Here is a 22,711-nt window from a genome sequence, read left to right on the forward strand (position 1 = left end):
TGAGTGATCTGAGCGTTTCGGATCGACTCGCCACGTTCAAAATCGGCGGTGGCCGAAGTCAGCCAGAAACACATGGCTACTTCAGACCATCCCTAACGAAGCTGAGCTTTTTCGATGCGAGCGAAAGTGCAATAACATTATCGTCATTTTCAGAAGTGCCAATAGTAAACCTGGGCACGCACGAAAACTTCGAGACCGCCCGGAGTGTCAGATAAGGAGTAAGGCTATGGGCTGGGTGTAGTAGCCGTCACTGCACTTAGGGGCGCGCTATTGTTATGGTCTGCGCCATAATCATTAATGCTGGTAAAGTTGATGGTTGCGCTTGGATTAATAGGTGCCGAAGGGCTGAAGTGTGCGAGCGAATAAGGTGCAATATAGCCGGTGCCCAAGGACGTCGACTGGCCGTTGAATTCGACTTTTATTCCCCCGAGATTGACAAAGTAGGCCGTTGGGTTGCGGCCAACCAGCGTGTGCGGCTTGCCGTCCTGGCCAGGCGCTCGGTGCCAGGTTACCAGGGCGGGTGCGTCCTCGGGCTTGCCTGGCAGGCCTTGTGGGCGGTACAGCAGCTTGATGCGGGTACGAAAGGCCAGTTGCAGGACGTTGCTGTCTTTGGCTTTTGGGGGGACTTCTAACATGTTGAACCAGAAGATTGACTCTCGATCACTGGCCATCGGGCTGCCGGTGTGCAACAGGCGAATACTCTGCCCTTGAGCCGGTTCGATGCGGGCCAGCGCCGGCGTTACGGTAAAGGGGACCTGTAGAGTCTCGGGTGCTGCTCGGGAATCGCCATCGTCTACCCAGACCTGAACCAGGCTGGGGTCTTTGCCATTGTTGAGGAGGTTGACGGTAGCCTCGCGCTCTTGTGCCGCAAAGATGATACGGGTGCCGGTAATTACAACGCTGGCATGCGCGGGTGCGCTGGCCGCCAGTAGCGCGAGGGCAGCCAGCAGGAAGGAAGAAAAGCGAGTCATGAAAGCGATATCCGACCTGATTGGGGGTAGCAGACGCGCAAGGCGCGCCTGCTGGTTCATTACGGCAGATTGATCACGTACTGAACGCGGGAGTTGGCGGCACCCGGGGTGACCGCTGCGGCGGAAGCGTAGTACTGGCTGGTGTAGCGCAGGGTCGCAGCGCCATCTACCAGTTCTACGGGGACAGTGTTTTGGCCACCGCTTACCCCGCCGATAATGATCGGAATGCCCGCCTGGTTGAGCAGTTGGTACTGCACGCCAGTTGCGCTGGTAGGACCGGCATCCATGTTCAGTCGGCCGTTCTGCACATTGGCGCCGCCCAGGAACTCGATGTCCACTTGGCCGCTGGTGCCAGCGACACAGTTGGTCAGGGAGATCTCGAAGGGGCGAGGTTGGGCGATACTGCCGACAGTAGTGAATTCGGTGGTATGCGCCGGGCTCATGGCAACAGTGAAGTTCTGGCCGCCAGGGCCGCCGTTGATGGTGCAAGTGGTGCCCGAGATGCTGCCGGTGAAATCGATCAAGCCATCAGTTGCCTGGGCATTGAGGGTGACGCCAGCCAACAGAGGTAAGGACAGGGCAAGAGCGAAAATGCGTGTGTTCATTTTTTTTCCAACTGGATTAATTAAGATTGCGCGTTGATAAGTAAAATGAGGTGTTGCATAGACATATTTACTTGCTCTTGAACGCCAGGAAATTATGCGGATTATTTATTTGGCTGGATGTAGGAAGAAGGGTGGTGATGGCGGAGGGAACTTAGCCGGGTGTTGTACGATTGGGTGTTTATAGAAGGGATTGAGGCAAGAAGGGTTAGAAAGGGGTTGGTATGCTTTATGCGATGTAGGCAATATTACTGCTAGCGTAAAAGAAAGATTAGCTTCTTACGCGGCTAGTCTTAATGTCTGTAAGATTTGACGTTGCCCAGTCAGGCAGGTATAAACCGCCTTCACTTGCATCAAGGCCTTTTCCCATGAGTTTCAGTCCGCTTATCCGACAGCTGATCGACGCGTTGCGCATCTTGCCTGGCGTCGGACAGAAAACCGCCCAGCGCATGGCCTTGCAGCTATTGGAGCGTGATCGCAGTGGCGGTACCCGGCTGGCCCAGGCCTTGAACCAGGCCATGGAAGGGGTGGGGCATTGCCGCCAGTGCCGGACCCTGACCGAGCAGGAGCTGTGCCCGCAGTGTTCCGACACGCGCCGGGACGACACGCTGCTGTGCGTGGTAGAAGGACCGATGGATGTCTATGCCGTCGAGCAGACCGGCTATCGCGGCCGTTACTTCGTGCTCAAAGGGCATTTGTCGCCGCTTGATGGCCTGGGCCCGGAAGCCATCGGCATTCCGCAACTGATGGCGCGGATCGAGGAGCAGGGCAGCTTCACCGAAGTAATCCTGGCCACCAACCCGACGGTGGAAGGTGAAGCGACCGCCCATTACATCGCCCAGTTGCTGGCCGACAAAGGTCTGGTCGCGTCTCGTATCGCCCACGGTGTGCCATTGGGCGGTGAGCTGGAGCTGGTCGACGGCGGCACCCTGGCGCATTCGTTCGCCGGGCGCAAACCGATCTCGCTGTAACCCTGGGTCTTTAATCGCGGGGCAAGCCCGCTCCCACAGAACCTTGGCCTGTGGGAGCGGGCTTGCCCCGCGATGCTGTCAATACTCGCTCAGCGAGAACTCGGTCAGGCAGAAGGTCGGCACACCCACGTCGTTCAGGCGCTGCGAGCCGCCCAGCTCCGGCAGATCGATGATCGCCGCCGCCTCATATACCTGCGCGCCCATGCGCCGTACCAGTTTGGTGGCGGCCAGCAGGGTGCCGCCGGTGGCGATCAGGTCATCAAAAATCAGTACCGAGTCGCCTTCGCAGAGGCTGTCGGCGTGCACTTCGAGGAAGGCTTCGCCGTACTCGGTCTGGTAGCCCTCGGCGAGCACGTCGGCCGGCAGCTTGCCTTGCTTGCGAAACAGGATCAGGGGTTTGTTCAACTGGTGGGCGATGATCGAGCCGATCAGAAAGCCGCGCGCATCCATCGCGCCGATATGGCTGAACTCGGTTTCAACATAGCGTTCGATAAAGGCATCGGCGACATGGCGCAGGCCCCGCGGCGATTGGAACAGCGGGGTGATGTCGCGAAAGATCACGCCCGGCTTGGGGAAGTCCGGTACGGGGCGGATCAGGGCTTTGAGGTCGAAAGTGGCGCTGGGCATGGGCGGGTATCCTGAGAAACGAATGCCCGCCAGTATACCTGTTATCCGCGGGGTCAGCTTTCCAGCGAACCACCGGCCAGGGCGCACAGCTGAATCGGGTCAAGGATATGGATTTCCTTGCCCTCGGCCTGGATCAGGCCGTTCTGCTGAAAGCGCGTGAACACCCGTGAGACGGTCTCGACCGCCAGGCCCAGGTAATTGCCGATTTCGTTGCGTGACATGCTCAGGCGGAACTGGTTGGCCGAGTAACCACGGGCGCGGAAGCGCGCCGAAAGGTTGACCAGGAAGGTGGCGATGCGCTCGTCAGCGGTCTTTTTCGACAGCAGCAGCATCATTTGCTGGTCGTCGCGGATTTCCCGGCTCATCACCCGCATCAGCTGGCGACGCAGCTGTGGCAGTTGCACCGACAGCTCATCCAGGCGCTCGAAAGGAATCTCGCACACCGAGGTGGTTTCCTGGGCCTGGGCCGACACCGGGTAGGCTTCGGTGTCCATGCCGGACAGGCCAACCAGTTCGCTGGGCAGGTGGAAGCCGGTGATCTGCTCTTCGCCGCTGTCACTCAGGCTGAAGGTTTTCAGGGCGCCGGAGCGCACCGCATAGACCGAGCCAAAATTGTCGCCCTGGCGGAACAGAAACTCGCCTTTTTTCAGCGGACGCCCGCGTTTGACGATTTCATCCAGTGCATCCATGTCTTCCAAGTTCAATGACAAGGGCAGGCACAGAGGCGCCAGGCTGCAATCCTTGCAATGGGCCTGGTTATGGGGGCGCAGTTTAACTGGCTCGGACATTTCTTCAATCCTTGTGGGAAAGCACACATAAGCCGTAAGGGTAACCCAGGCTAGGGTGTTTCGGCCAGCTTGGACGATTGTGCCGAGGCCAGACGGGACAAGACTGCGACAAAAAACCTCAGATAACCCGGGAGAAACGTTGGCGGTTGTGCAGGTCCAGGTAGGCATCGAAGACCATGCACACCGAGCGCACCAGCAGCCGTCCGGCGGGCAGCACCTTGATGCTGTCGTTGCCTAGTTCGATCAGGCCATCCTTGTGCATGGCCTGCAGGGCGGGCCACTGGTCGTTGAAGTAGCCGCGAAAGTCAATGGTGAAATCCCGCTCGATGGTTGCGAAGTCCAGTTCGAAATGGCAGATCAATTGCTGGATCACCGCCCGGCGCAGGCGGTCATCCTCGCTGCAGATCAAGCCGCGGCTGGTCGCCAGTTGAGCGGTGGACAAGGTGTCCTGGTAGGTGTTGAGGTCGCTGCTGTTCTGGCAATAGAGGTCGCCGATCTGGCTGATGGCCGAGACCCCCAGGCCAATCAGGTCGCAATGCCCGTGGGTGGTGTAGCCCTGGAAGTTGCGCTGCAGGGTCGACTCTTCCTGGGCAATCGCCAGCTCGTCATCGGGCAGGGCGAAGTGGTCCATGCCGATGTACACGTAGCCAGCGGCGGTCAGTTGCTCGATGGTGTTGTGGAGCATTTCCAGTTTTGCCGCCGGGGCCGGCAGCTCGTTGCTGTCGATGCGCCGCTGGGGCATGAAGCGTTCCGGCAGGTGCGCATAGTTGAACACCGAGAGGCGATCGGGCTGCAGCTTGATCACTTCCTCGACGGTGCGGGCAAAACCTTCCGGGGTCTGCTTGGGCAGGCCGTAGATCAGGTCGAGGTTGATCGAGCGAAATTGCAGGGTGCGCGCCGCTTCGATGATTGCCCGGGTCTGCTCTAGGCTCTGCAGGCGGTTGATCGCCCGCTGCACAACCGGGTCGAGGTCCTGCACGCCGAGGCTGACGCGGTTGAAGCCGAGCTCACGGAGCAGGCCCATGGTCGACCAGTCGGCCTCGCGCGGGTCGATTTCAATGCCGTAGTCGCCGGAGTCGTCATCCAGCAGGTTGAAATGCTGGCGCAAGTGGGCCATCAGCTGGCGCAGCTCGACGTGGCTGAGGAAGGTCGGGGTGCCGCCGCCAAAGTGCAACTGCTCGACGGTCTGCTTGGGGTCCAGGTGGCAGGCGATCAGCTGGATTTCCTGCTCCAGGCGCTGCAGGTAGGGCGCGGCGCGGCCACGGTCCTTGGTGATGACCTTGTTGCAGGCGCAGTAGTAGCAGATATTGGCGCAGAACGGCACGTGCACATAGATCGACAGTGGGCGAACGGCACGACGGCTGTCACGCAGGGCGTGCAGCAGGTCGAAGGAGCCGACTTCGCTGTGCAGTTGCACCGCGGTCGGGTAGGAGGTGTAGCGTGGGCCGGCCAGGTCGTAGCGGCGAATCAGGTCGGAGTCCCAACGAAGAACGTCGAGCATGCGGGCAGTCCCCAGAAAGAGCAGCAGTGTCCGGAGTCTAGGGAGTGCCGGGCAAACCCGTGTTGATTTGTATCAACGCCGCTTCAGTGGCCCATCAGCCAGTGCTGGTGTGGCCCTGGCAGGGTCCACAGGCCAAACAGCATCACCAGCACGCCGCCGGCGATACGCACGCCCCGCTGGCGCAGCAGGGCGCTGGTGCGTTCGGCGGCAAGGCCGGTGGCCAGCAGTACCGGCCAGGTGCCCAGGCCGAAGGCCAGCATCAACAGCGCGCTGTCGGCGGCATTGCCCTGGCTCGCGGCCCAGAGCAGGGTGCTGTACACCAGCCCGCACGGCAGCCAGCCCCACAGGGCGCCCAGCAGCAGGGCGCGCGGCAGGCTGGAGACCGGCAGCAGGCGGTTGGCCAGCGGCTGTATATGCCGCCACAGGCCCCGGCCCAGGCCCTCGATACGGGTCAGGCCGCTCCACCAGCCGGCCAGGTACAGGCCCATGCTGATCAGCAGCAGCGCCGCCAGTACGCGCATGGCGGTCGCCACCGGGCTGTTGGCCACCGCCCAGCCGGCCAGGCCGAGCAGCAGGCCGGCCAGGGCATAACTGAGGATGCGCCCCAGGTTGTAGGCCAGCAACAGGCGAAAGCGGCGGCTGCGTTGCTCCTTGGGAATGGCCAGGGTCAGCGCGCCCATGAGGCCGCCGCACATGCCCAGGCAATGGCCACCACCGAGCAGGCCGAGAATCAACGCCGAGCTGAGCAGGGGCAGAAGTTCAGTCACGGGGCGGGGTACCGTCGTCGGGTTTCTTGCCGTCGGCCTCGTCCATGGCCGCCTGGTGCTGCGGGTCCTGGTCGTCGAAGAGGATGCTGTGGGCCGGGCCGTCGAGGTCGTCGTACTGGCCGCTGTCCACCGCCCAGAAGAAGATGTAGATGGCGATGGCGACGATCAGCAGGGCCGCCGGGATCATGATGTAAAGCGCGGGCATGGGGGCTCCTGGTCAGGCCGTCGCGGGATGCGTGGCAGTGGCTGGCGCATGGCTGGCCGGCAGGCCGCTGACGCGGGTCAGGCGCAGGGCATTGAGGACCACGATCAGCGAACTGACCGACATGCCGACCGCCGCCCAGATTGGCGTGATCCAGCCCAGTGCGGCAAACGGCAGCATGACGCCATTATACGCCGAGGCCCACAGCAGGTTCTCGATAATGATCCGCCGGGTGCGCCGGGCCAGGCTGAAGGCCTGGACCAGGGCGTCCAGGCGGTTGGACAGCAGCACCGCGTCGGCGCTGGTCTTGGCCAGGTCGGTGGCCGAGCCCATGGCGATGCTGATGTCGGCCGCCGCCAGGATTGGCACATCGTTGACCCCGTCGCCGAGCATCAACACCTTGCGCCCTTGCTGCTGCAGGGCCTTGAGTTGCTCCAGCTTGTCGTCCGGGCGCAGGCTGCCAATGGCCTGGTCGATCTGCAGTTCGGCGGCCACGCTGTGGACCATCGGCGAGCTGTCGCCAGACAGCAGCAGGGTCTGCCAGCCACGGGCGCGGCAGGCCGCCAGCAGGTCGGCGGCATCGCTGCGCAGGCGGTCGTCGAGGACGAACCAGGCCAGCGGGCCTTGCTGGTCACCGAGCAACAGCCATTGCCCGGCTTCGTCTGGCATCACCGGTGTGGGGGCGCCGCTGAGGGCGCAGACAAAGCCGGCTTCGCCGATGCGCAGCACGTGCTCGCCTACCTTGCCTTCAAGACCCAGCCCGGGCATTGCCTGAACTTCGTCGGCAGCCTGGCTGGCGCGGCCAAAGGCGCGGGCGATGGGGTGCTCGGAGCGGTTTTCGAGGGCGGCGGCGAGCATCAGGCAACGATCGGCGTCGGTGTCGCGCAAGGGGCGGATTGCGCGCAAGGTCAGGCGGCCTTCGGTAAGGGTGCCGGTCTTGTCGAAGATTACCGTGTCGATCTGGTTCAGGCCTTCCAGCACGTGGCCGCGGGTCAGCAGCAGGCCGAGCTTGTGCAGGGTGCCGGTGGCGGCAGTCAGCGCGGTCGGGGTGGCCAGCGACAGGGCGCAGGGGCAGGTAGTGACCAGCATGGCCAGGACGATCCAGAACGCCCGCGACGGGTCGATCTGCCACCACAGCAGGCCGATGGCGGCCGAGGCGATCAGAGTGAACAGCAAAAACCACTGCGAGGCGCGGTCGGCGATTTCCGCCAGGCGCGGTTTTTCCGACTGTGCCCGCTCCAGCAGGCGCACGATCGCCGACAGGCGAGTGTCCTGGCCCAGAGCCTGGACCTCGACGGTCAGCGCGCTCTCGACGTTGAGGGTGCCGGCGGTGACTGCGTCGCCAGCGCTGCGTGGTTGCGGCAGGTACTCGCCGGTAAGCAGCGACTCGTCGATGCTCGACTGGCCACTGACGATGCGCCCGTCGGCGGGGATCACGTGGCCTGGCTGGATCAATACGCAGTCTTTGAGGCGCAGTTCGCTGAGCAGGATCCGCTCGCTCTGCCCGGCCGAGCCCAGGCGCAGGCACGAGGCCGGCAGCAGGTTGACCAGTTGCGCGGTGGCGGCGGCAGTGCGCTCGCGGGCGCGGCGCTCAAGGTAGCGTCCGGCGAGCAGGAACAGGGCGAACATGCCCACGGCGTCGAAGTACAGCTCGCCGCTGCCGGTGATTGCGGTCCAGATCCCGGCACCGTAGGCCAGGCCGATGGCCAGCGATACCGAGACGTCCATGGTCAGGTGGCGGGTACGCAGGTCGCGGGCGGCGCCGCGAAAAAACGGTGCGCAGCTGTAGAACACGATCGGCGTGGTAAGGAACATCGCCACCCAGCGCAGGATGGTGTGCAGCTCCGGGCTCAGGTCGATGTTGAATTCCGGCCAGGTGGCCATGGTCGCCATCATCGCCTGGAACCACAACAGCCCGGCCACGCCCAGTTGGCGCAGGGCGGTGCGGTTCTCGCTGGCCAGTTGTTCGGCGGCGCGGTCGGCCTGGTAGGGGTGGGCGGCGTAGCCGATGTGGCGCAGCTCGGCGAGCAGCTTGGACAGCGGCAACGCACTGTCGGCCCAGCTCACCTGCAGGCGGTGGTTGGACAGGTTCAAACGCGCCTCGGCCACCGCCGGCAGGTTGCGCAGGTGCTTTTCGATCAGCCAGCCGCAAGCGGCGCAACTGATGCCTTCGATCAGCAGGGTGGTTTCGGCCAGCTCGCCGCTGTGGCGCACGAAGGGCTTTTGCACATCGGCGCGGTCGTACAGGGCCAGTTCGTCGACCAGTTGCTGGGGCAGGGCATCGGGGTTGGCGCTGGCTTCACTGCGGTGCTGGTAATAGCTTTCCAGGTTGCCGGCGACGATGGCTTCGGCCACCGCCTGGCAGCCCGGACAGCAAAACGCCCGCGGCTGGCCAAGCACCACGGCGGTGAAGTGGCTGCCGGCGGGCACGGGCAGGGCGCAGTGGTAGCAGGGCGTGGGGCTGGTCATGGTGTCAGTCGCAAGGTGTGGTGTTGGGCTGATCGCGGGTCAAGCCCGCTCCCACAGGGATTCATTGCACCTGTGGGAGCGGGCTTGACCCGCGATAAGCAACGACTCATTTCTCGAGGTGTTCAGCCCCTTGCAGCGCCTCGTCACCGAGTACCAGGGTCTTGTCGTGGGCGACTTCTTCTTCCTCGAACAGACGCCAGACATGCGCGTCCTGGCTGCCCAGCAGCTCGACGAAACGCCGGCCCTCGACCTTGTCGCCAAGCTGGCCGAGGTAGCGGCCGGCTTCGCTGTCGCTGCGGGTCAGCATGATCTTGCGGTCCTTCTCCGGCTGGGTCGGCGAAATGAGGTTCAGCTCCAGGGTTTGCGGCTGGCTGTTGCCGGTCAGGCGCAGGTCGACTTCACCGGTCAGCGCGTCCAGGTGCACGCTGGCCTTGAGGTTGAGGGTCTGGGCCAGCAGCTCGCGGTCCAGCGAGCGGTTGATGCCTTTGCCGGCCTCGTAGTAGTTGTCGTTGACCAGGTTGTCCGGGTTGTTCACCGCGATGGTCACCATGGTCAGGCTGAGGGTCACCGAGGTGGCCAATACACCGATGATGATCCACGGCCAGAGGTGCTTGTACCAGGGGCTTGCGGCAGTTGCAGAAGGCATGGGCTCAGTCTCTTATCGAATTTGCGGGCCGATGAAGCGGCTCTTGGCTTCAACCTGGGTGGCGCTGTCGTCAGCGTCCTTGAGGGTGAAGATGACTTCGTTGGTGGTCGACGGCAGTTGCTCCGGCGCCATCGACAGTTGTACCGGCAGGCTGACGATATCGCCGGCCGCGACGCGGATTTCCCGTGCGCCCTCAAGCTTGAGGTCAGGCAGGCCGCCGGCTTCGAGCACGTAGACGTGGTCGCGCTGGTCCTTGTTCATGACCTTCAGGCTGTAGACGTTCTCGATCCGCCCCTGGGCGTTCTCGCGGTACAGCACGCGGTCCTTGCTGACGTCGAAACCGACCAGCGGACGCATGACGAACGCGGTAGTGAGCAGGCCGATCATGGTCAACAGCACCACGGCATAACCGATCAGGCGCGGGCGCACCATGTGGGTCTTTTGCCCCGACAGGTTGTGCTCGGTGGTGTAGCTGATCAGGCCTTTGGGGTAGTTCATCTTGTCCATGATGGTGTCGCAGGCGTCGATGCAGGCGGCGCAGCCGATGCACTCGATCTGCAGGCCGTCACGGATGTCGATGCCGGTCGGGCACACCTGTACACACATGGTGCAGTCGATGCAGTCGCCCAGGCCCTTGGCCTTGTAGTCCAGGTCTTTTTTACGCGGGCCACGGGTTTCGCCGCGGCGCGGGTCGTAGGAAACGATCAGGGTGTCTTTGTCGAACATCACGCTCTGGAAGCGTGCATACGGGCACATGTACACGCACACTTGCTCGCGCAGCCAGCCGGCGTTGCCGTAGGTGGCCAGGGTGAAGAAGCCGACCCAGAAATAGGCCCAGCCGTCGGCCTGGCCGGTAAAGAACTCAATCACCAGCTCGCGGATCGGCGAGAAGTAGCCGACGAAAGTCATGCCGGTGACAAAGCCGATGCTCAGCCACAGGCTGTGCTTGGCCAGCTTGCGCAGGAATTTGTTGCCGCTCATTGGCGCCTTGTCGAGCTTCATGCGCTGGTTGCGGTCACCTTCGGTGACTTTCTCGCACCACATGAAGATCCAGGTCCACACGCTTTGCGGGCAGGTGTAGCCACACCAGACGCGGCCGGCGTAAACGGTGATGAAGAACAGGCCGAAGGCGGCGACGATCAGCAGGCCCGAGAGCAGGATGAAATCCTGGGGCCAGATGGTGGTGCCGAAAATGTAGAACTTGCGCTCCGGCAGGTTCCACCAGACGGCCTGGTGGCCACCCCAGTTCAGCCATACCGTACCGAAGTACAACAGGAACAGGACGGCGCCGCCGACCATGCGCAAATTGCGGAACACGCCGGTGAAGGCGCGGGTGTAGATTTTTTCTCGGGAGGCGTAGAGATCGACGCTGCTGGTGTCTTTACTGGCAGGCGGGGTGACGTCATGTACCGGAATCTGCTTGCTCATCATTGAGTCCCACGGCAGTGGAGAAGTGCCGCGGCCAGTACCTGCCGGCCGCAGTCGAAAGCTTGCTGCTCTAGGGCGCATGATACGCCTGTCCTGCCGCCAGGGGGGAGGGGTGCGACCTTTGGCCGCGTTGGGGAATCGCGGTTAATAGTGTATTGGCCCGTGTCAATTGACACAGGTCATGGGTCGGGACAGGGTCTATAAAAAAGCCCCGGCAGTTTCACTGACGGGGCTTTTGCCAGCTGGGCGAATTACTGCGCTTCAGCGGTTTTCTCAGGCTGGTGCGACAGGCTGTAGACATAGGCGGCCAGCAGGTGGACCTTGTCGTTGCCCTGGATTGCTTCCTGGGCAGGCATCTGGCCCTGGCGGCCGTAACGGATGGTCTGCTGCAGTTGGGCGAAGCTCGAACCGTAGATGAACGCGGTCGGGTGGGTCAGGTTGGGCGCGCCCATGGCCGGGGTGCCCTTGCCTTCAGGGCCGTGGCAGGCCACGCAGTTGGCGGCAAACAGCTTCTGGCCGTTGGCCGGATCCGCCTTGGCATCCTTGGGCAGGGTGCGGCCATCGAGGTTGGTCAGCACGTAGGCAGCAACGTCGGCAACACCTTGTTCGCCGATGACTTCGGCCCAGGCCGGCATCACCCCGTGACGACCGCCCATGATGGTGGCCTTGATGGTTTCCGGTTCGCCGCCCCAACGCCAGTCGTTGTCGGTGAGGTTGGGGAAGCCGTAGGAGCCCTTGGCGTCGGAGCCATGGCACACCGCGCAGTTGGAGGCGAACAGGCGCCCGCCCATCTTCAGCGCTTGTGGGTCCTTGGCCACTTCTTCAATAGGCATCGACGCGAATTTGGCGAAGATCGGCCCGAACTTGGCGTCCGAGCGGGCCATTTCCTTTTCCCACTCGTGCACGCCGGTCCAGCCGGCCTGGCCGTTGGCAAACTCGGTTTTCTTGTCGTTGTCCAGGTACTGGTAGCCCGGCAGGATGCCTTTCCAGTTACCCAGGCCCGGGTACAGCACCAAGTAGCCGAGGGCGAAAACGATGGTGCCGACGAACAGCATGAACCACCATTTTGGCAGCGGGTTGTCGTACTCCTCGATGCCGTCGTAGGCGTGGCCCACGGTTTCTTCAGTGGTTTCGCTGCGCTGGCCCTTGCGGGTGGACAGCAGCAGCCAGGTCAGGGCGAAGATGGTGCCCAGACTCAAAACGGTGACGTACAGACTCCAGAAGGTAGTCATTCGTTGTTACTCCTAGACGCTTTCGCTTGCGCTTGCTCGACGTGCTTGCTGGCTTCGGGATCATCCGCGAAGGGCAGCATGGTCGCTTCGTCGAACTCGGACTTGCGCCGAGAACTGAACACCCACAACGCCAGGCCGATAAAGGCCACCATCACCACGACGGTGCCCAGGCCACGAATCATCCCGATATCCATCAATGTCACCGTTTGCTTTTGATGATGGTGCCCAGGCCTTGCAGGTAGGCAACCAGGGCGTCCATTTCGGTCTTGCCCTTGACCGCGTCGCGGGCACCGGCGATGTCTTCATCGGTGTACGGCGTGCCGAGGGTGCGCAGGACTTCCATCTTCTTCACCGTGTCCTTGCCATCGAGCTTGTTCTCCACCAACCATGGGTAGGCCGGCATCTTCGACTCGGGCACGACGTTGCGCGGGTTGTACAGGTGAGCACGGTGCCAGTCGTCGGAGTAACGACCGCCGACGCGGGCCAGGTCCGGGCCGGTACGCTTGGAACCCCAGAGGAATGGGTGGTCCCAGACGCTTTCACCGGCGACCGAGTAGTGGCCATAGCGTTCGGTTTCGGCACGGAACGGCCGGATCATCTGCGAGTGGCACTGCACGCAGCCTTCGCGGATATAGATGTCGCGGCCTTCGAGCTCAAGCGCGGTACGCGGCTTCATACCCTCGACCGGCTTGTTGGTGACGTCCTGGAAGAACAGAGGGACGATCTGGGTCAGGCCGCCGATGCTCACGGCGATGACCATGAAGAAGGCCAGCAGGCCGATATTCTTCTCGACTACTTCATGCTTCATCAGTGAGCTCCAACTACAGCGATCTGAGCGGCGGCTTCAGCTTCGGCCGGCTTCGAGGCGCGTACGGTACGGAAAACGTTGTACGCCATCAGCAGCATGCCGGAGGCGAAGAACGCACCGCCCAGGGCGCGGACGATAAAGCCCGGGTGGCTGGCCTGCAGGGCTTCGACGAAGGAGTAGGTGAGGGTGCCGTCGTCGTTGATTGCACGCCACATCAGGCCCTGGGTGATGCCGTTGACCCACATCGAGGAGATGTACAGCACGGTACCGATGGTCGCCAGCCAGAAGTGCGCGTTGATCAGGCCGGTGCTGTGCATCTGCTCGCGGCCGTAGACCTTCGGAATCATGTGGTACAGGGCGCCGATCGAAATCATCGCTACCCAGCCAAGGGCACCGGCGTGTACGTGGCCGACGGTCCAGTCGGTGTAGTGCGACAGCGAGTTGACGGTCTTGATCGCCATCATCGGACCTTCGAAGGTCGACATGCCGTAGAACGCCAGCGAAACCACGAGGAAGCGCAGGATCGGGTCGGTACGCAGCTTATGCCAGGCGCCCGAGAGGGTCATCATGCCGTTGATCATGCCGCCCCAGCTTGGCGCCAGGAGGATGATCGACATGGCCATGCCCAGCGACTGCGCCCAGTCCGGCAGGGCGGTGTAGTGCAGGTGGTGGGGACCTGCCCAGATGTACAGGGTGATCAGCGCCCAGAAGTGCACGATCGACAGGCGATAGGAGTAGATCGGGCGCTCGGCCTGTTTCGGCACGAAGTAGTACATCATGCCGAGAAAGCCCGTGGTCAGGAAGAAACCTACGGCGTTGTGGCCGTACCACCACTGGATCATCGCATCGGTAGCACCCGAGTACGCCGAGTAGGACTTGAACAGGCTGACCGGCAACGAGGCGTGGTTGACGATGTGCAGCATCGCGGTAACCACGATGAAGGCGCCGTAGAACCAGTTACCGACATAGATGTGCTTGGTCTTGCGCTTGACGATGGTGCCGAAGAACACCACGCCGTAGGTGACCCAGACAATGGCCAGCAAAATGGCGATCGGCCATTCCAGCTCGGCGTATTCCTTGGTCGTGGTGTAGCCCAGCGGCAAGGTAATGAGCGCACCGACGATGACCGCTTGCCAACCCCAGAAGGTGAAGGCCGCGAGGCTGTCGGAAATCAGTCGCGTCTGGCAGGTTCGCTGCACGACATAGTAGGAAGTGGCAAACAGTGCACAACCACCGAAGGCGAAGATCACCAGGTTGGTGTGCAATGGGCGAAGGCGTCCGAAGCTCGTCCACGGCAGGTCCAGGTTCAGCTGGGGCCAGACCAGTTGCGAGGCGATGAAGACACCAAGCCCCATGCCAAGGATCCCCCAGACCACCGTCATGATGGCGAACTGGCGGACGACCTTATAGTTATAAGCAGTCGGACTGATTGCTGTGCTCATTCTAAGGTTCCACGGTTTGGGTGTTTTTATAGGGTAAAAATCGGCGCAAGTATGTATAAACCGTGTGGTTATTGCAACGCGATGGCGCCCGCGCCGATCCTTGCCAAAGCCTGTTCCACGGCGGTTTCGAGCCTTTGTGGTGGGCAAATTGTACACAATTAATTATCTGATATGTGTACCAAAATTTGATTTTTCGTCTATGGCAAAGGCTTTCGATGAGCGCGTGCGCAGTACCGTTCATCACTCGCCGATCGGCGCTTGAGTCGGCCCCATCAGCCTTTGCGCAGAACCGCTGGCGAAAAATGCCCCAAAAAGGTGCAAACACACCGGCTGTTTCAGTCGCTGTGGCAACAAGCTTAGTTGTGATCGAGGGGGGTGCAAGGCGGGGGCAGGGCGGGGTGCGACACTTGGTCGCAAGGGCGAAGGGAACCGCCGCATCGGGTGCCGATGCGGCGGTTTGAGTCAAGGCTCAGTTACTCAATCGTTTTACTTGGCAGACAGGCTTTCGCCTTGTGCAGGTTGCTCCTGGGACAGGCTGTAGACATAGGCGGCCAGCAAGTGGACCTTGTCGTTGCCTTGGATCGCTTCCTGGGCAGGCATCTGGCCCTGGCGGCCGTAGCGGATGGTCTGCTGCAGTTGGGCGAAGCTTGAGCCGTAGATGAACGCGGTCGGGTGGGTCAGGTCCGGTGCGCCCATGGCCGGGGTGCCTTTGCCTTGTGGACCGTGGCAGGCCACGCAGTTGGCGGCAAACAGCTTCTCGCCGTTGGCCGGATCCGCCTTGGCTTCCTGCGGCAGGCTGCGGCCATCGAGGTTGGTCAGCACGAAGGCGGCAACGTCGGCAACGCCTTGTTCGCCAATCACGTCGGCCCAGGCCGGCATTACCCCGTGACGGCCGCCCATGATGGAGGCCTTGATGGTTTCCGGCTCGCCACCCCAGCGCCAGTCCTTGTCGGTGAGGTTAGGGAAGCCGTAGGCACCCTTGGCGTCGGAACCGTGGCAAACAGCGCAGTTGGAGGCGAACAGACGGCCGCCCATTTTCAGCGCCTGCGGATCCTTGGCCACTTCTTCCACCGGCATGGCGGCGAACTTGGCGAAGATCGGTCCGAACTTGGCGTCGGCCTTGTTCATTTCCTTTTGCCATTCGTTGGTCTGCGTCCAGCCGTCCTCATAGCCCGGCAGGATGCCTTTCCAGTTGCCCAGGCCTGGATAGAGGATCAGGTAGCCGACCGAAAACACCAGGGTGGCGACGAACAGCCAGAACCACCACTTGGGCAGCGGGTTGTCGTACTCCTCGATGCCGTCGAAGCTGTGGCCCATGGTCTGGTCGGTGGTGCCTTTGGTTTCGCCCTTGCGGGTGCCCAGCAGCAGCCAGGTCAGGCCGATCAGGCTACCGATGGTCAGTACGCAGATGTACGTACTCCAGAAGGTGGTCATTGCCCGTTACTCCTCGGTTCGGGTTCGTTGGCGGCAGGTGCCAGGCGGTCGTCGGCAAACGGCAGCAGGCTGGCTTCGGCGAATTCACGGTCACGCCGGCCGTTGAACACCCACAGCGACAGGCCAATGAAGGCGATGGCCACCAGCAGGGTGCCCAGGCCGCGCAATTGGCCGATATCCAGTGTGAAGTCCATGGCCCTTACCTCTTGTTCTTGATCGCGGTGCCGAGCACCTGCAGGTAGGCAACCAGTGCGTCCATTTCGGTCTTGCCCTTGAGCGACTCCACCGCGCCGCTGATGTCGGCGTCGGTGTACGGCACGCCGAGGGTGCGCATGGTGCTCAACTTGGTCTCGGTGTGGCTGCTGTCGACCGGGTTGGCGACCAGCCATGGGTAGGCCGGCATCTTCGACTCGGGCACGACGTTGCGCGGGTTGTACAGGTGCGCACGGTGCCAGTCGTCGGAGTAGCGGCCACCGACGCGGGCCAGGTCCGGGCCGGTGCGCTTGGAACCCCAGAGGAACGGGTGGTCCCAGACGCTTTCACCGGCGACCGAGTAGTGGCCGTAGCGTTCGGTTTCGGCGCGGAACGGACGGATCATCTGCGAGTGGCACTGCACGCAGCCTTCACGGATGTAGATGTCGCGGCCTTCCAGTTGCAGCGCGGTGTAAGGCTTCATGCCTTCCACCGGCTTGTTGGTGACGTCCTGGAAGAACAGCGGAACGATCTGGGTCAGGCCGCCGATGCTGACGGCAAACACCATCAACAGCACCAGCAGGAAGACGTTCTTCTCGATTACTTCGTGTTTCATCAGGGTCTCCTCAGGCCAGCTGCGCAGCGGCAGGGGCGGTCGCGGCCACCGGGGCACGTACGGTGCGCCAGGTGTTGTAGGCCATCAGCAACATGCCGGTGAGGAAGATCGCCCCGCCGACGAAGCGCACGATGAAGCCTGGGTGGCTGGCCACCAGGGTTTCGACGAAGGAGTAGGTCAGCGTGCCGTCTTCGTTGACTGCGCGCCACATCAGGCCCTGGGCGATGCCGTTGACCCACATCGAGGCGATGTAGAGCACGGTGCCGATGGTCGCCAGCCAGAAGTGCGCGTTGATCAGGCCGAGGCTGTACATCTGCTCGCGGCCAAACACTTTCGGGATCATGTGGTACAGGGCGCCGATCGAGATCATCGCAACCCAGCCAAGGGCGCCGGCGTGTACGTGGCCGATGGTCCAGTCGGTGTAGTGCGACAGGGCGTTGACGGTCTTGATCGCCATCATCGGGCCTTCGAAGGTCGACATGCCGTAGAACGCCAGCGATACCACGAGGAAACGCAGGATCGGGTCGCTGCGCAGCTTATGCCAGGCACCCGAGAGGGTCATCATGCCGTTGATCATGCCGCCCCAGCTTGGCGCCAGGAGGATCAGCGACATGATCATGCCCAGCGACTGCGCCCAGTCGGGCAGGGCGGTGTAGTGCAGGTGGTGGGGACCTGCCCAGATGTACAGGGTGATCAGCGCCCAGAAGTGCACGATCGACAGGCGATAGGAATACACCGGACGCTCGGCCTGTTTCGGCACGAAGTAATACATCATGCCCAGGAAGCCTGCGGTCAGGAAGAAGCCTACGGCGTTGTGGCCGTACCACCACTGGACCATGGCGTCGGTGGCGCCACCGTACAGCGAGTAGGACTTGGTCAGGCTGACCGGAATTTCCAGGTTGTTGACGATGTGCAGAATTGCCACGGTGATGATGAACGCACCGAAGAACCAGTTACCCACATAAATGTGCTTGGTGGTGCGCTTCATCAGGGTGCCGAAGAACACCACGGCGTAGGCCACCCAGACAATGGTGATCAGGATGTCGATCGGCCATTCCAGTTCGGCGTACTCCTTGGAGCTGGTATAACCCAGCGGCAGGCTGATGGCAGCCAGCAGGATCACCAATTGCCAGGCCCAGAAGGTGAAAGCCGCCAGGCGTGGCGAGAACAGGGTGGTCTGGCAGGTACGCTGGACCGAATAGTAGGAAGCGGCGAACAGTGCGCAACCACCGAAGGCGAAGATCACCGCGTTGGTGTGCAAGGGTCGCAGGCGGCCGAAGCTGGTCCAGGGGAGGTCGAAGTTGAGCGAAGGCCAGACGAGTTGCGCGGCGAGAAAAACGCCGAGCCCCATCCCGACGATTCCCCACACCACCGTCATAATGGCGAATTGGCGGACCACCTTGTAGTTGTAGGCGGTACTGCTGGTTGTGTTCATGTATGGGTTCCCATCCACGGTTATAGGCAGACTAAACAGCGAGGCAAGCATGAGTAATGGGCAACTGGCCGGTATTGACGGGGATCAATGGGCGCGGCTGGTCAAAAGCCGCGGCTGGCTGTGGAATGCCCCGCAAAATCAGGGGGATGGCCAGCATTTGGGGTGCCTGATCCTGGCCCATGGCGCGGGTGCGCCGATGGACAGCGTGTTCATGGAGGAAATCGCGCAAAGGCTGGCGGAGCAAGGCCTGGGGGTGCTGCGCTTCGAGTTCCCCTACATGGCCCAGCGACGCATCGATGGTGGCAAAAGGCCGCCAAATCCCCAGGCCAAACTGCTCGAATGCTGGCGTGAGGTGTACAGCCAGGTGCGACCATTGGTCACTGGGACGCTGGCGATCGGTGGCAAGTCCATGGGCGGGCGCATGGCCAGTCTCGTGGCCGATGAGTTGGGCGCTGATGCGCTGGTGTGCCTGGGCTATCCGTTCTATGCCGCGGGCAAGCCGGAAAAACCACGGGTGGCGCATTTGGCCGGATTGCAGACACCGACCCTGATTGTTCAGGGCGAGCGCGATGCCCTGGGCAACCGGCAGACGGTGGAAGGTTATGCGCTGTCGTCAGCGATCGAGCTGTGCTGGCTGCAGGCGGGGGATCATGACCTGAAGCCGCTGAAGGCTTCGGGGTTCAGCCATGCCGATCATCTGGCGACGGCGGCGCAGAGGATCACAGGTTTTTTGCACTGATGGTAGGAGCGGGCTTGTCCGCGATTACGGCGGTGTGGCCACTCGCTGATCGCGGGGCAAGCCCGCTCCTACAGCGGCTTAACCGCGATACTCGCACAGGTAAGCCGTATCAACCGCCACCTTGAGCTGGAACTTGCTGTTGGCCGGGACATTGAACTGGCTGCCGGCGCTGAAAGTTTCCCAGTTGTCGCTGTCTGGCAGTTTGACCGTCAACGCGCCCGAGACCACGTGCATGATTTCGCGCTGGGCAGTGCCGAACTCGTATTCGCCCGGGGCCATTACGCCAACCGTGGCCGGACCTTCAGCGGTGCCGAAGGCGATCGACTTGACCGTGCCATCAAAGTACTCGTTGACTTTAAACATGGGCGACTCCTGAACAGGGGCTAAAAAGGCAGGCCAGTATGCCCAAGGCCCGCAGCGTCGTCATCCGCTTTCAGGTGCCATTGGCCGGCAGGGTCAGGGGCAGCAGGCGGGCAGTGTTGCGCGCGTCTTCCAGGGCGCGGTGCTGCTGTCCGCTGAACTGCAGGCCGGCCAGTTGCAACGCGCCATTGAGGCCCAGCGGGCGCTGCAACTGGCGGGCCTTGGCGAAGCGTTGCTTGAGGTTGATGTGCGGCAGGGTCTGCAGCAGGCTGGCGAGCTGGTACTGCTGCCACTCCTGCAGCAGTTGCTTGCGGTCGTAGTCGCCCCAGCTAACCCAGCCTTGCAGGTGCTTGGCATGATGGCCGAGCCAGCGCTCGAACTGCGCCCAGACCTCGGTGAAGGTGGCCGCAGTGTCGACGTTGGCCTGGCTGATGTGCGTCAGTTCACGGCAGAACGGCGTCAGTTGCGGACGCCGGCGCGGGCGCACGAAACGCTGGAAATGCCCGACTTCACGGCCCTGGCGATCCACCAGGGTCGCGCCGATTTCGATGATTTCCATATCCGTGACCGGCCAGCCGCCATCGTCTGTGGTTGCTTCAAGGTCGATCACCAGCCAATGGCCCATAGTAGGCTCCCATACAAGACTCGATAGAGCGTAGCCAAACTCGGGCGCGGCGGGTATCCCCTGGCGTTTTGCCTGCTGCGCTTGGCATAACCGACAGTTGTGCAACGCCCGGAAAACGCCTAGCTTAGGCGGATTCCGGTTCAAATCCGCAAAGAGTGTGTTGCTTTGAGTTCGACGCCCATGCCACAGGCCGTGCCCTTGCTGTTCATGCTTGCCGCGACCTGGCTGTCGCCCTCAGCCTGGGCAGCAGAGGAAATCGAGGTCAAGGTCGGCGCGGCGCATTTTCCACCCTATACCGTACGGCCCGAGCAGGGCGCCGATACCGGCCTGTTGCCGCAATTGATCGAGGCGCTCAACAACACCCAGCAACGTTATCGCTTCGTCCTTGTGCCGACCTCGATCCCGCGTCGTTTTGGCGACTTTCAGCAGGGGCGCACCGACATGGCGATCTTCGAGAACCCCGAATGGGGCTGGCAGCAGATCCCCCATGAAAGTGTCGACATGGGCCTGGAAGACGCCGAAGTCTTCGTCACCCATCGCCAGTCCGGCCGCGATCAGCACTACTTCAACGACCTCAAGGGCAAGCGCCTGGCGTTGTACAGCGGCTATCACTACGCCTTCGCCAGTTTCAATCCCGACCCCAAGTACCTGGCCGACACCTACAACGCGACCCTGACCTATTCCCATGACAGCAACCTGCTGATGGTTCAGCGTGGCCGCGCCGATATCGCCCTGGTGACCCGTTCTTACCTGAGCGATTTTCTCGTACGTAACCCGCAAAGCGCCGACCAGCTATTGGCCTCCGACCGGGTCGACCAGGTCTACCATCACTACGCACTGCTGCGTCCGGGTGCGCCGATCAGCGCGCCGGCGTTTGCCAGGTTGTTGCAGTCGCTGCGCGACAACGGCGCGATGCTGAAAATCTTCCAGCCCTATCGCATCAGCGTCAGCACGCCCAAGGGCGACTAAATTTGCCTGCACAGGCTACGTTCACAAGGGTGAGCCGATCATTCCTTCCGTGAGCCTCGATCATGCCATTCGATTTCGCTTCGCCGACTTTGTCCTTGCCGCGCTGGCGCAGCCTCAGCGCCGATGAAGGTGATTGCCACCTGAGCCTGGTACTTGAAGGCAGCCCGTTGGTGCGGGTGCGCCTGCAGCGGGGCGAGACCTTGCAGGTGCAGCTTGAAGACTACGCGCGCGACCGCGCGCAGCAAGCCCTGTGGGCTGTCTGTTACTGGTTGTTTGCACGCGACCCTGGTTGTCAGCGCCTGACCTGGCAGCTGCATGAAGCGCCGCAGGACGCCCTGAACAGCGGCTTGCTGGTCAGCACACCGAGCCCGGGCCAGTACCTGTGCGAACGCAGCCTGTTCTGGCAATTGCCACAACCCTGGCTCGGCCAGCCCTTCGCAGGCGTGTACCCGCAGCAGATGCAGCTCAGTGACGGCAAGCGCCATCCCCGCCGCGCACCAAAACCGCGTGGCGAAGTGTATCGGCGCTTCGATGCCCGGCTCGGCGCCTGGATCTCGTTACGTACCCTGGAAATCGATCAGGACCTGGAGCGTTTCAACCGCTGGCAGAACAACCCGCGGGTGCTCAACTTCTGGCAGGAGGGCGGCAGCCTCGAACAGCACCGTGACTACCTGAGCAAGCTCGAAGCCGATCCGCACAGCCTGACCCTGATCGGTAGCTTCGACGACCAGCCGTTCGCCTACTTCGAAGCCTACTGGGCCAAGGAAGACCGCATCGCGCCATTCTATGCGGTGGACGACTACGATCGCGGCATCCACATGCTGGTGGGGGAGGAGCAGCATCGTGGCCCGCACAAGGTCGCCAGCTGGTTGTCAGCGCTGGTCCACTACCTGTTCCTGGACGATCCGCGCACCCAGCGAGTAGTGGCCGAGCCACGTGCCGACAACGGCAAGATGATCGGCTACATGCACGAGCAGTGTTTTCATTGCGAGAAGGAATTCGACTTTCCGCACAAGCGTGCGGCATTGATGATTCTGGGGCGGGAGCGGTTCTTCGAAGGTTGCAGGTTGCTTTGACCCTCAAGCGCGGCAAGCGGCATCACCACCCACTTGCCGCTTGAAGCTTGCAGCTTGTCGCTCTCAAGCCCTCTGGCTTGAGACTTTCCGACAATGTACCAGGGCATCGCGAATCATGAAGTTGACCAGGGTCGGCGAGACGCCCAGTTCCTTGGCGATGTCTTTTTGTGGCACGCCGTGCAGGCGGTACATTTCGAAGGCGTAGCGGGTGCGCTGGGGCAGGTCGTTGAGCGCCTCGGCAATGTGTTCCAGGGTGGCGAAGTTGATATGCGTGGCTTCTGGCGAAGCCCCCTGGATAACGACGTTCAGGCCTTCCTCTTCGCTGCCGGAGTATTTGAGCTCCATGGCCTGCTTGCGGTAGTGGTCGATGGCCAGGTTGCGCACGATCTGGAACAGGTAGCTGAGCTGGGCCTTGAACGAGGAGGTGATCTGCGGCGCTGCGCTGAGCCGGAAGAAGGCATCCTGGACCACGTCTTCGGCCCGGGAGCGACAGCCGGTAATGCGCGCGGCAATCTTCACGAGGATGCTGCGGTTGTCGACAAACGCCTGGAGTAACGGTGAATCGCACTTACTTGTGGATAGTTGTTCCGCCATGGAAATCACCTTATCTCTAAGAGGGAAGTGGAGCGCTCCAGTTTCGGAGGCTTCCTACGACGTGCGACAAACTATTCGTAATGATAATTATTGTCAAATGCGAAAGTTAATAAGTCTCTATGCTTTTTGGTTCTAAGCTTTTACTTTGTGACCGGCTTCAAACTCCAGATTTTTTCACCCGGCCCGACCGGCTGCGCACGTCTTAATTATTTCCTCC

General features: G+C 62.1%; 26 protein-coding genes. 5 read left to right on the forward strand and 21 right to left on the reverse strand.

Annotation, left to right across the window (positions count from 1 at the left end):
* Nucleotides 1–215: hypothetical protein (locus tag ACIOVF_RS22925; protein WP_401292678.1), on the forward strand; the 215-nt coding region annotated here is incomplete at its 5' end.
* Nucleotides 216–224: 9 nt separating this feature from the next.
* Here the strand turns inward: ACIOVF_RS22925 and ACIOVF_RS22930 are convergent.
* Nucleotides 225–971 (reverse strand): fimbria/pilus periplasmic chaperone, encoded by a 747-nt coding sequence (locus ACIOVF_RS22930; protein ID WP_176794283.1) that lies wholly within the window; start codon nucleotides 969–971, stop codon nucleotides 225–227.
* A gap of 59 nt (nucleotides 972–1,030) precedes the next feature.
* On the reverse strand, nucleotides 1,031–1,576 hold the full coding sequence (locus ACIOVF_RS22935) for a fimbrial protein (protein ID WP_045200457.1): 546 nt from the start codon (nucleotides 1,574–1,576) through the stop codon (nucleotides 1,031–1,033).
* Between the two features lie 365 nt (nucleotides 1,577–1,941).
* On the opposite strand from ACIOVF_RS22935, the gene recR reads away from it, so the two are divergent.
* Nucleotides 1,942–2,544 (forward strand): recombination mediator RecR, encoded by a 603-nt coding sequence (recR, locus tag ACIOVF_RS22940; RefSeq protein WP_045200459.1) that lies wholly within the window; start codon nucleotides 1,942–1,944, stop codon nucleotides 2,542–2,544.
* Between the two features lie 78 nt (nucleotides 2,545–2,622).
* Here recR and ACIOVF_RS22945 read toward each other — a convergent pair whose 3' ends face one another.
* The 16 genes from ACIOVF_RS22945 to ccoN (ACIOVF_RS23020) all read right to left on the reverse strand — a co-directional run bounded on the left by ACIOVF_RS22945 (nucleotide 2,623) and on the right by ccoN (ACIOVF_RS23020) (nucleotide 18,131).
* Nucleotides 2,623–3,171 carry an adenine phosphoribosyltransferase gene (locus ACIOVF_RS22945; protein WP_045200461.1) on the reverse strand — a complete coding sequence of 183 codons (549 nt, stop codon included), beginning with the start codon at nucleotides 3,169–3,171 and terminating at the stop codon, nucleotides 2,623–2,625.
* Between the two features lie 53 nt (nucleotides 3,172–3,224).
* Nucleotides 3,225–3,959: a Crp/Fnr family transcriptional regulator FnrA gene (gene fnrA, locus ACIOVF_RS22950; RefSeq protein ID WP_010226003.1), complete on the reverse strand. Its 735-nt coding sequence runs from the start codon at nucleotides 3,957–3,959 to the stop codon at nucleotides 3,225–3,227.
* A gap of 118 nt (nucleotides 3,960–4,077) precedes the next feature.
* A complete protein-coding gene (hemN, locus tag ACIOVF_RS22955; RefSeq protein ID WP_093385431.1) occupies nucleotides 4,078–5,460 on the reverse strand; it encodes an oxygen-independent coproporphyrinogen III oxidase in 1,383 nt (460 codons plus the stop codon).
* Between the two features lie 83 nt (nucleotides 5,461–5,543).
* The gene (locus ACIOVF_RS22960) at nucleotides 5,544–6,227 is read right to left on the reverse strand and encodes a sulfite exporter TauE/SafE family protein (protein ID WP_093385427.1); all 684 of its coding nucleotides are present in this window, start codon (nucleotides 6,225–6,227) and stop codon (nucleotides 5,544–5,546) included.
* Nucleotides 6,220–6,432 carry a cbb3-type cytochrome oxidase assembly protein CcoS gene (ccoS, locus tag ACIOVF_RS22965; protein WP_010225999.1) on the reverse strand — a complete coding sequence of 71 codons (213 nt, stop codon included), beginning with the start codon at nucleotides 6,430–6,432 and terminating at the stop codon, nucleotides 6,220–6,222. Before ccoS ends, ACIOVF_RS22960 begins: the two co-directional genes overlap by 8 nt.
* Before the next feature lie 12 nt (nucleotides 6,433–6,444).
* Entirely contained in the window at nucleotides 6,445–8,898 is a 2,454-nt protein-coding gene (locus ACIOVF_RS22970; RefSeq protein ID WP_401292686.1) for a heavy metal translocating P-type ATPase, read from the reverse strand.
* A gap of 106 nt (nucleotides 8,899–9,004) precedes the next feature.
* Nucleotides 9,005–9,544, reverse strand: a complete 540-nt coding sequence (locus tag ACIOVF_RS22975; RefSeq protein ID WP_045200468.1) for a FixH family protein — start codon at nucleotides 9,542–9,544, stop codon at nucleotides 9,005–9,007.
* A gap of 12 nt (nucleotides 9,545–9,556) precedes the next feature.
* The gene (gene ccoG / locus ACIOVF_RS22980) at nucleotides 9,557–10,972 is read right to left on the reverse strand and encodes a cytochrome c oxidase accessory protein CcoG (RefSeq protein WP_045200470.1); all 1,416 of its coding nucleotides are present in this window, start codon (nucleotides 10,970–10,972) and stop codon (nucleotides 9,557–9,559) included.
* 251 nt (nucleotides 10,973–11,223) lie between these two features.
* Complete coding sequence (gene ccoP, locus ACIOVF_RS22985; RefSeq protein WP_045200473.1) at nucleotides 11,224–12,204, reverse strand: cytochrome-c oxidase, cbb3-type subunit III; 981 nt, start codon at nucleotides 12,202–12,204, stop codon at nucleotides 11,224–11,226.
* Entirely contained in the window at nucleotides 12,201–12,398 is a 198-nt protein-coding gene (locus ACIOVF_RS22990) for a CcoQ/FixQ family Cbb3-type cytochrome c oxidase assembly chaperone (protein ID WP_010225992.1), read from the reverse strand. The genes ccoP (ACIOVF_RS22985) and ACIOVF_RS22990 overlap by 4 nt, the downstream gene beginning before the upstream one ends.
* Nucleotides 12,399–12,403: 5 nt before the next feature.
* The gene (gene ccoO / locus ACIOVF_RS22995; RefSeq protein ID WP_036994387.1) at nucleotides 12,404–13,012 is read right to left on the reverse strand and encodes a cytochrome-c oxidase, cbb3-type subunit II; all 609 of its coding nucleotides are present in this window, start codon (nucleotides 13,010–13,012) and stop codon (nucleotides 12,404–12,406) included.
* Nucleotides 13,012–14,454, reverse strand: coding sequence for a cytochrome-c oxidase, cbb3-type subunit I (ccoN, locus tag ACIOVF_RS23000; protein ID WP_038993873.1), 1,443 nt, complete (start codon nucleotides 14,452–14,454; stop codon nucleotides 13,012–13,014). The genes ccoO (ACIOVF_RS22995) and ccoN (ACIOVF_RS23000) overlap by 1 nt, the downstream gene beginning before the upstream one ends.
* Before the next feature lie 486 nt (nucleotides 14,455–14,940).
* Complete coding sequence (ccoP, locus tag ACIOVF_RS23005; RefSeq protein WP_045200477.1) at nucleotides 14,941–15,888, reverse strand: cytochrome-c oxidase, cbb3-type subunit III; 948 nt, start codon at nucleotides 15,886–15,888, stop codon at nucleotides 14,941–14,943.
* Nucleotides 15,885–16,082, reverse strand: a complete 198-nt coding sequence (locus ACIOVF_RS23010; protein WP_010225988.1) for a CcoQ/FixQ family Cbb3-type cytochrome c oxidase assembly chaperone — start codon at nucleotides 16,080–16,082, stop codon at nucleotides 15,885–15,887. Before ACIOVF_RS23010 ends, ccoP (ACIOVF_RS23005) begins: the two co-directional genes overlap by 4 nt.
* 5 nt (nucleotides 16,083–16,087) lie before the next feature.
* Nucleotides 16,088–16,696, reverse strand: a complete 609-nt coding sequence (gene ccoO / locus ACIOVF_RS23015; protein WP_038996265.1) for a cytochrome-c oxidase, cbb3-type subunit II — start codon at nucleotides 16,694–16,696, stop codon at nucleotides 16,088–16,090.
* 10 nt (nucleotides 16,697–16,706) lie between these two features.
* Complete coding sequence (gene ccoN, locus ACIOVF_RS23020; RefSeq protein WP_038996264.1) at nucleotides 16,707–18,131, reverse strand: cytochrome-c oxidase, cbb3-type subunit I; 1,425 nt, start codon at nucleotides 18,129–18,131, stop codon at nucleotides 16,707–16,709.
* A 49-nt stretch (nucleotides 18,132–18,180) separates the two neighbouring features.
* Here ccoN (ACIOVF_RS23020) and ACIOVF_RS23025 point away from each other — a divergent pair, with 49 nt between their 5' ends.
* Nucleotides 18,181–18,870 carry an alpha/beta family hydrolase gene (locus ACIOVF_RS23025; RefSeq protein ID WP_195883410.1) on the forward strand — a complete coding sequence of 230 codons (690 nt, stop codon included), beginning with the start codon at nucleotides 18,181–18,183 and terminating at the stop codon, nucleotides 18,868–18,870.
* A 78-nt stretch (nucleotides 18,871–18,948) separates the two neighbouring features.
* On the opposite strand, the gene ACIOVF_RS23030 is transcribed toward ACIOVF_RS23025, so the two are convergent.
* Complete coding sequence (locus ACIOVF_RS23030) at nucleotides 18,949–19,233, reverse strand: pyrimidine/purine nucleoside phosphorylase (RefSeq protein WP_010225980.1); 285 nt, start codon at nucleotides 19,231–19,233, stop codon at nucleotides 18,949–18,951.
* Nucleotides 19,234–19,303: 70 nt separating this feature from the next.
* The gene (locus tag ACIOVF_RS23035; protein ID WP_195883411.1) at nucleotides 19,304–19,855 is read right to left on the reverse strand and encodes an exonuclease domain-containing protein; all 552 of its coding nucleotides are present in this window, start codon (nucleotides 19,853–19,855) and stop codon (nucleotides 19,304–19,306) included.
* A 207-nt stretch (nucleotides 19,856–20,062) separates the two neighbouring features.
* Between ACIOVF_RS23035 and ACIOVF_RS23040 the strand changes: the two genes are divergently transcribed.
* Both ACIOVF_RS23040 and ACIOVF_RS23045 read left to right on the forward strand, forming a co-directional pair.
* Nucleotides 20,063–20,824 (forward strand): ABC transporter substrate-binding protein, encoded by a 762-nt coding sequence (locus ACIOVF_RS23040; RefSeq protein ID WP_045200574.1) that lies wholly within the window; start codon nucleotides 20,063–20,065, stop codon nucleotides 20,822–20,824.
* Nucleotides 20,825–20,886: 62 nt separating this feature from the next.
* Nucleotides 20,887–21,900 (forward strand): GNAT family N-acetyltransferase, encoded by a 1,014-nt coding sequence (locus tag ACIOVF_RS23045; RefSeq protein ID WP_401292698.1) that lies wholly within the window; start codon nucleotides 20,887–20,889, stop codon nucleotides 21,898–21,900.
* 63 nt (nucleotides 21,901–21,963) lie between these two features.
* On the opposite strand, the gene ACIOVF_RS23050 is transcribed toward ACIOVF_RS23045, so the two are convergent.
* A complete protein-coding gene (locus tag ACIOVF_RS23050) occupies nucleotides 21,964–22,494 on the reverse strand; it encodes an RNA polymerase factor sigma-70 (RefSeq protein WP_093385407.1) in 531 nt (176 codons plus the stop codon).
* Between the last annotated feature and the right edge of the window lie 217 nt (nucleotides 22,495–22,711).

The organism is Pseudomonas sp. NPDC087612, assembly GCF_044743505.1.
Classification (GTDB): domain Bacteria; phylum Pseudomonadota; class Gammaproteobacteria; order Pseudomonadales; family Pseudomonadaceae; genus Aquipseudomonas.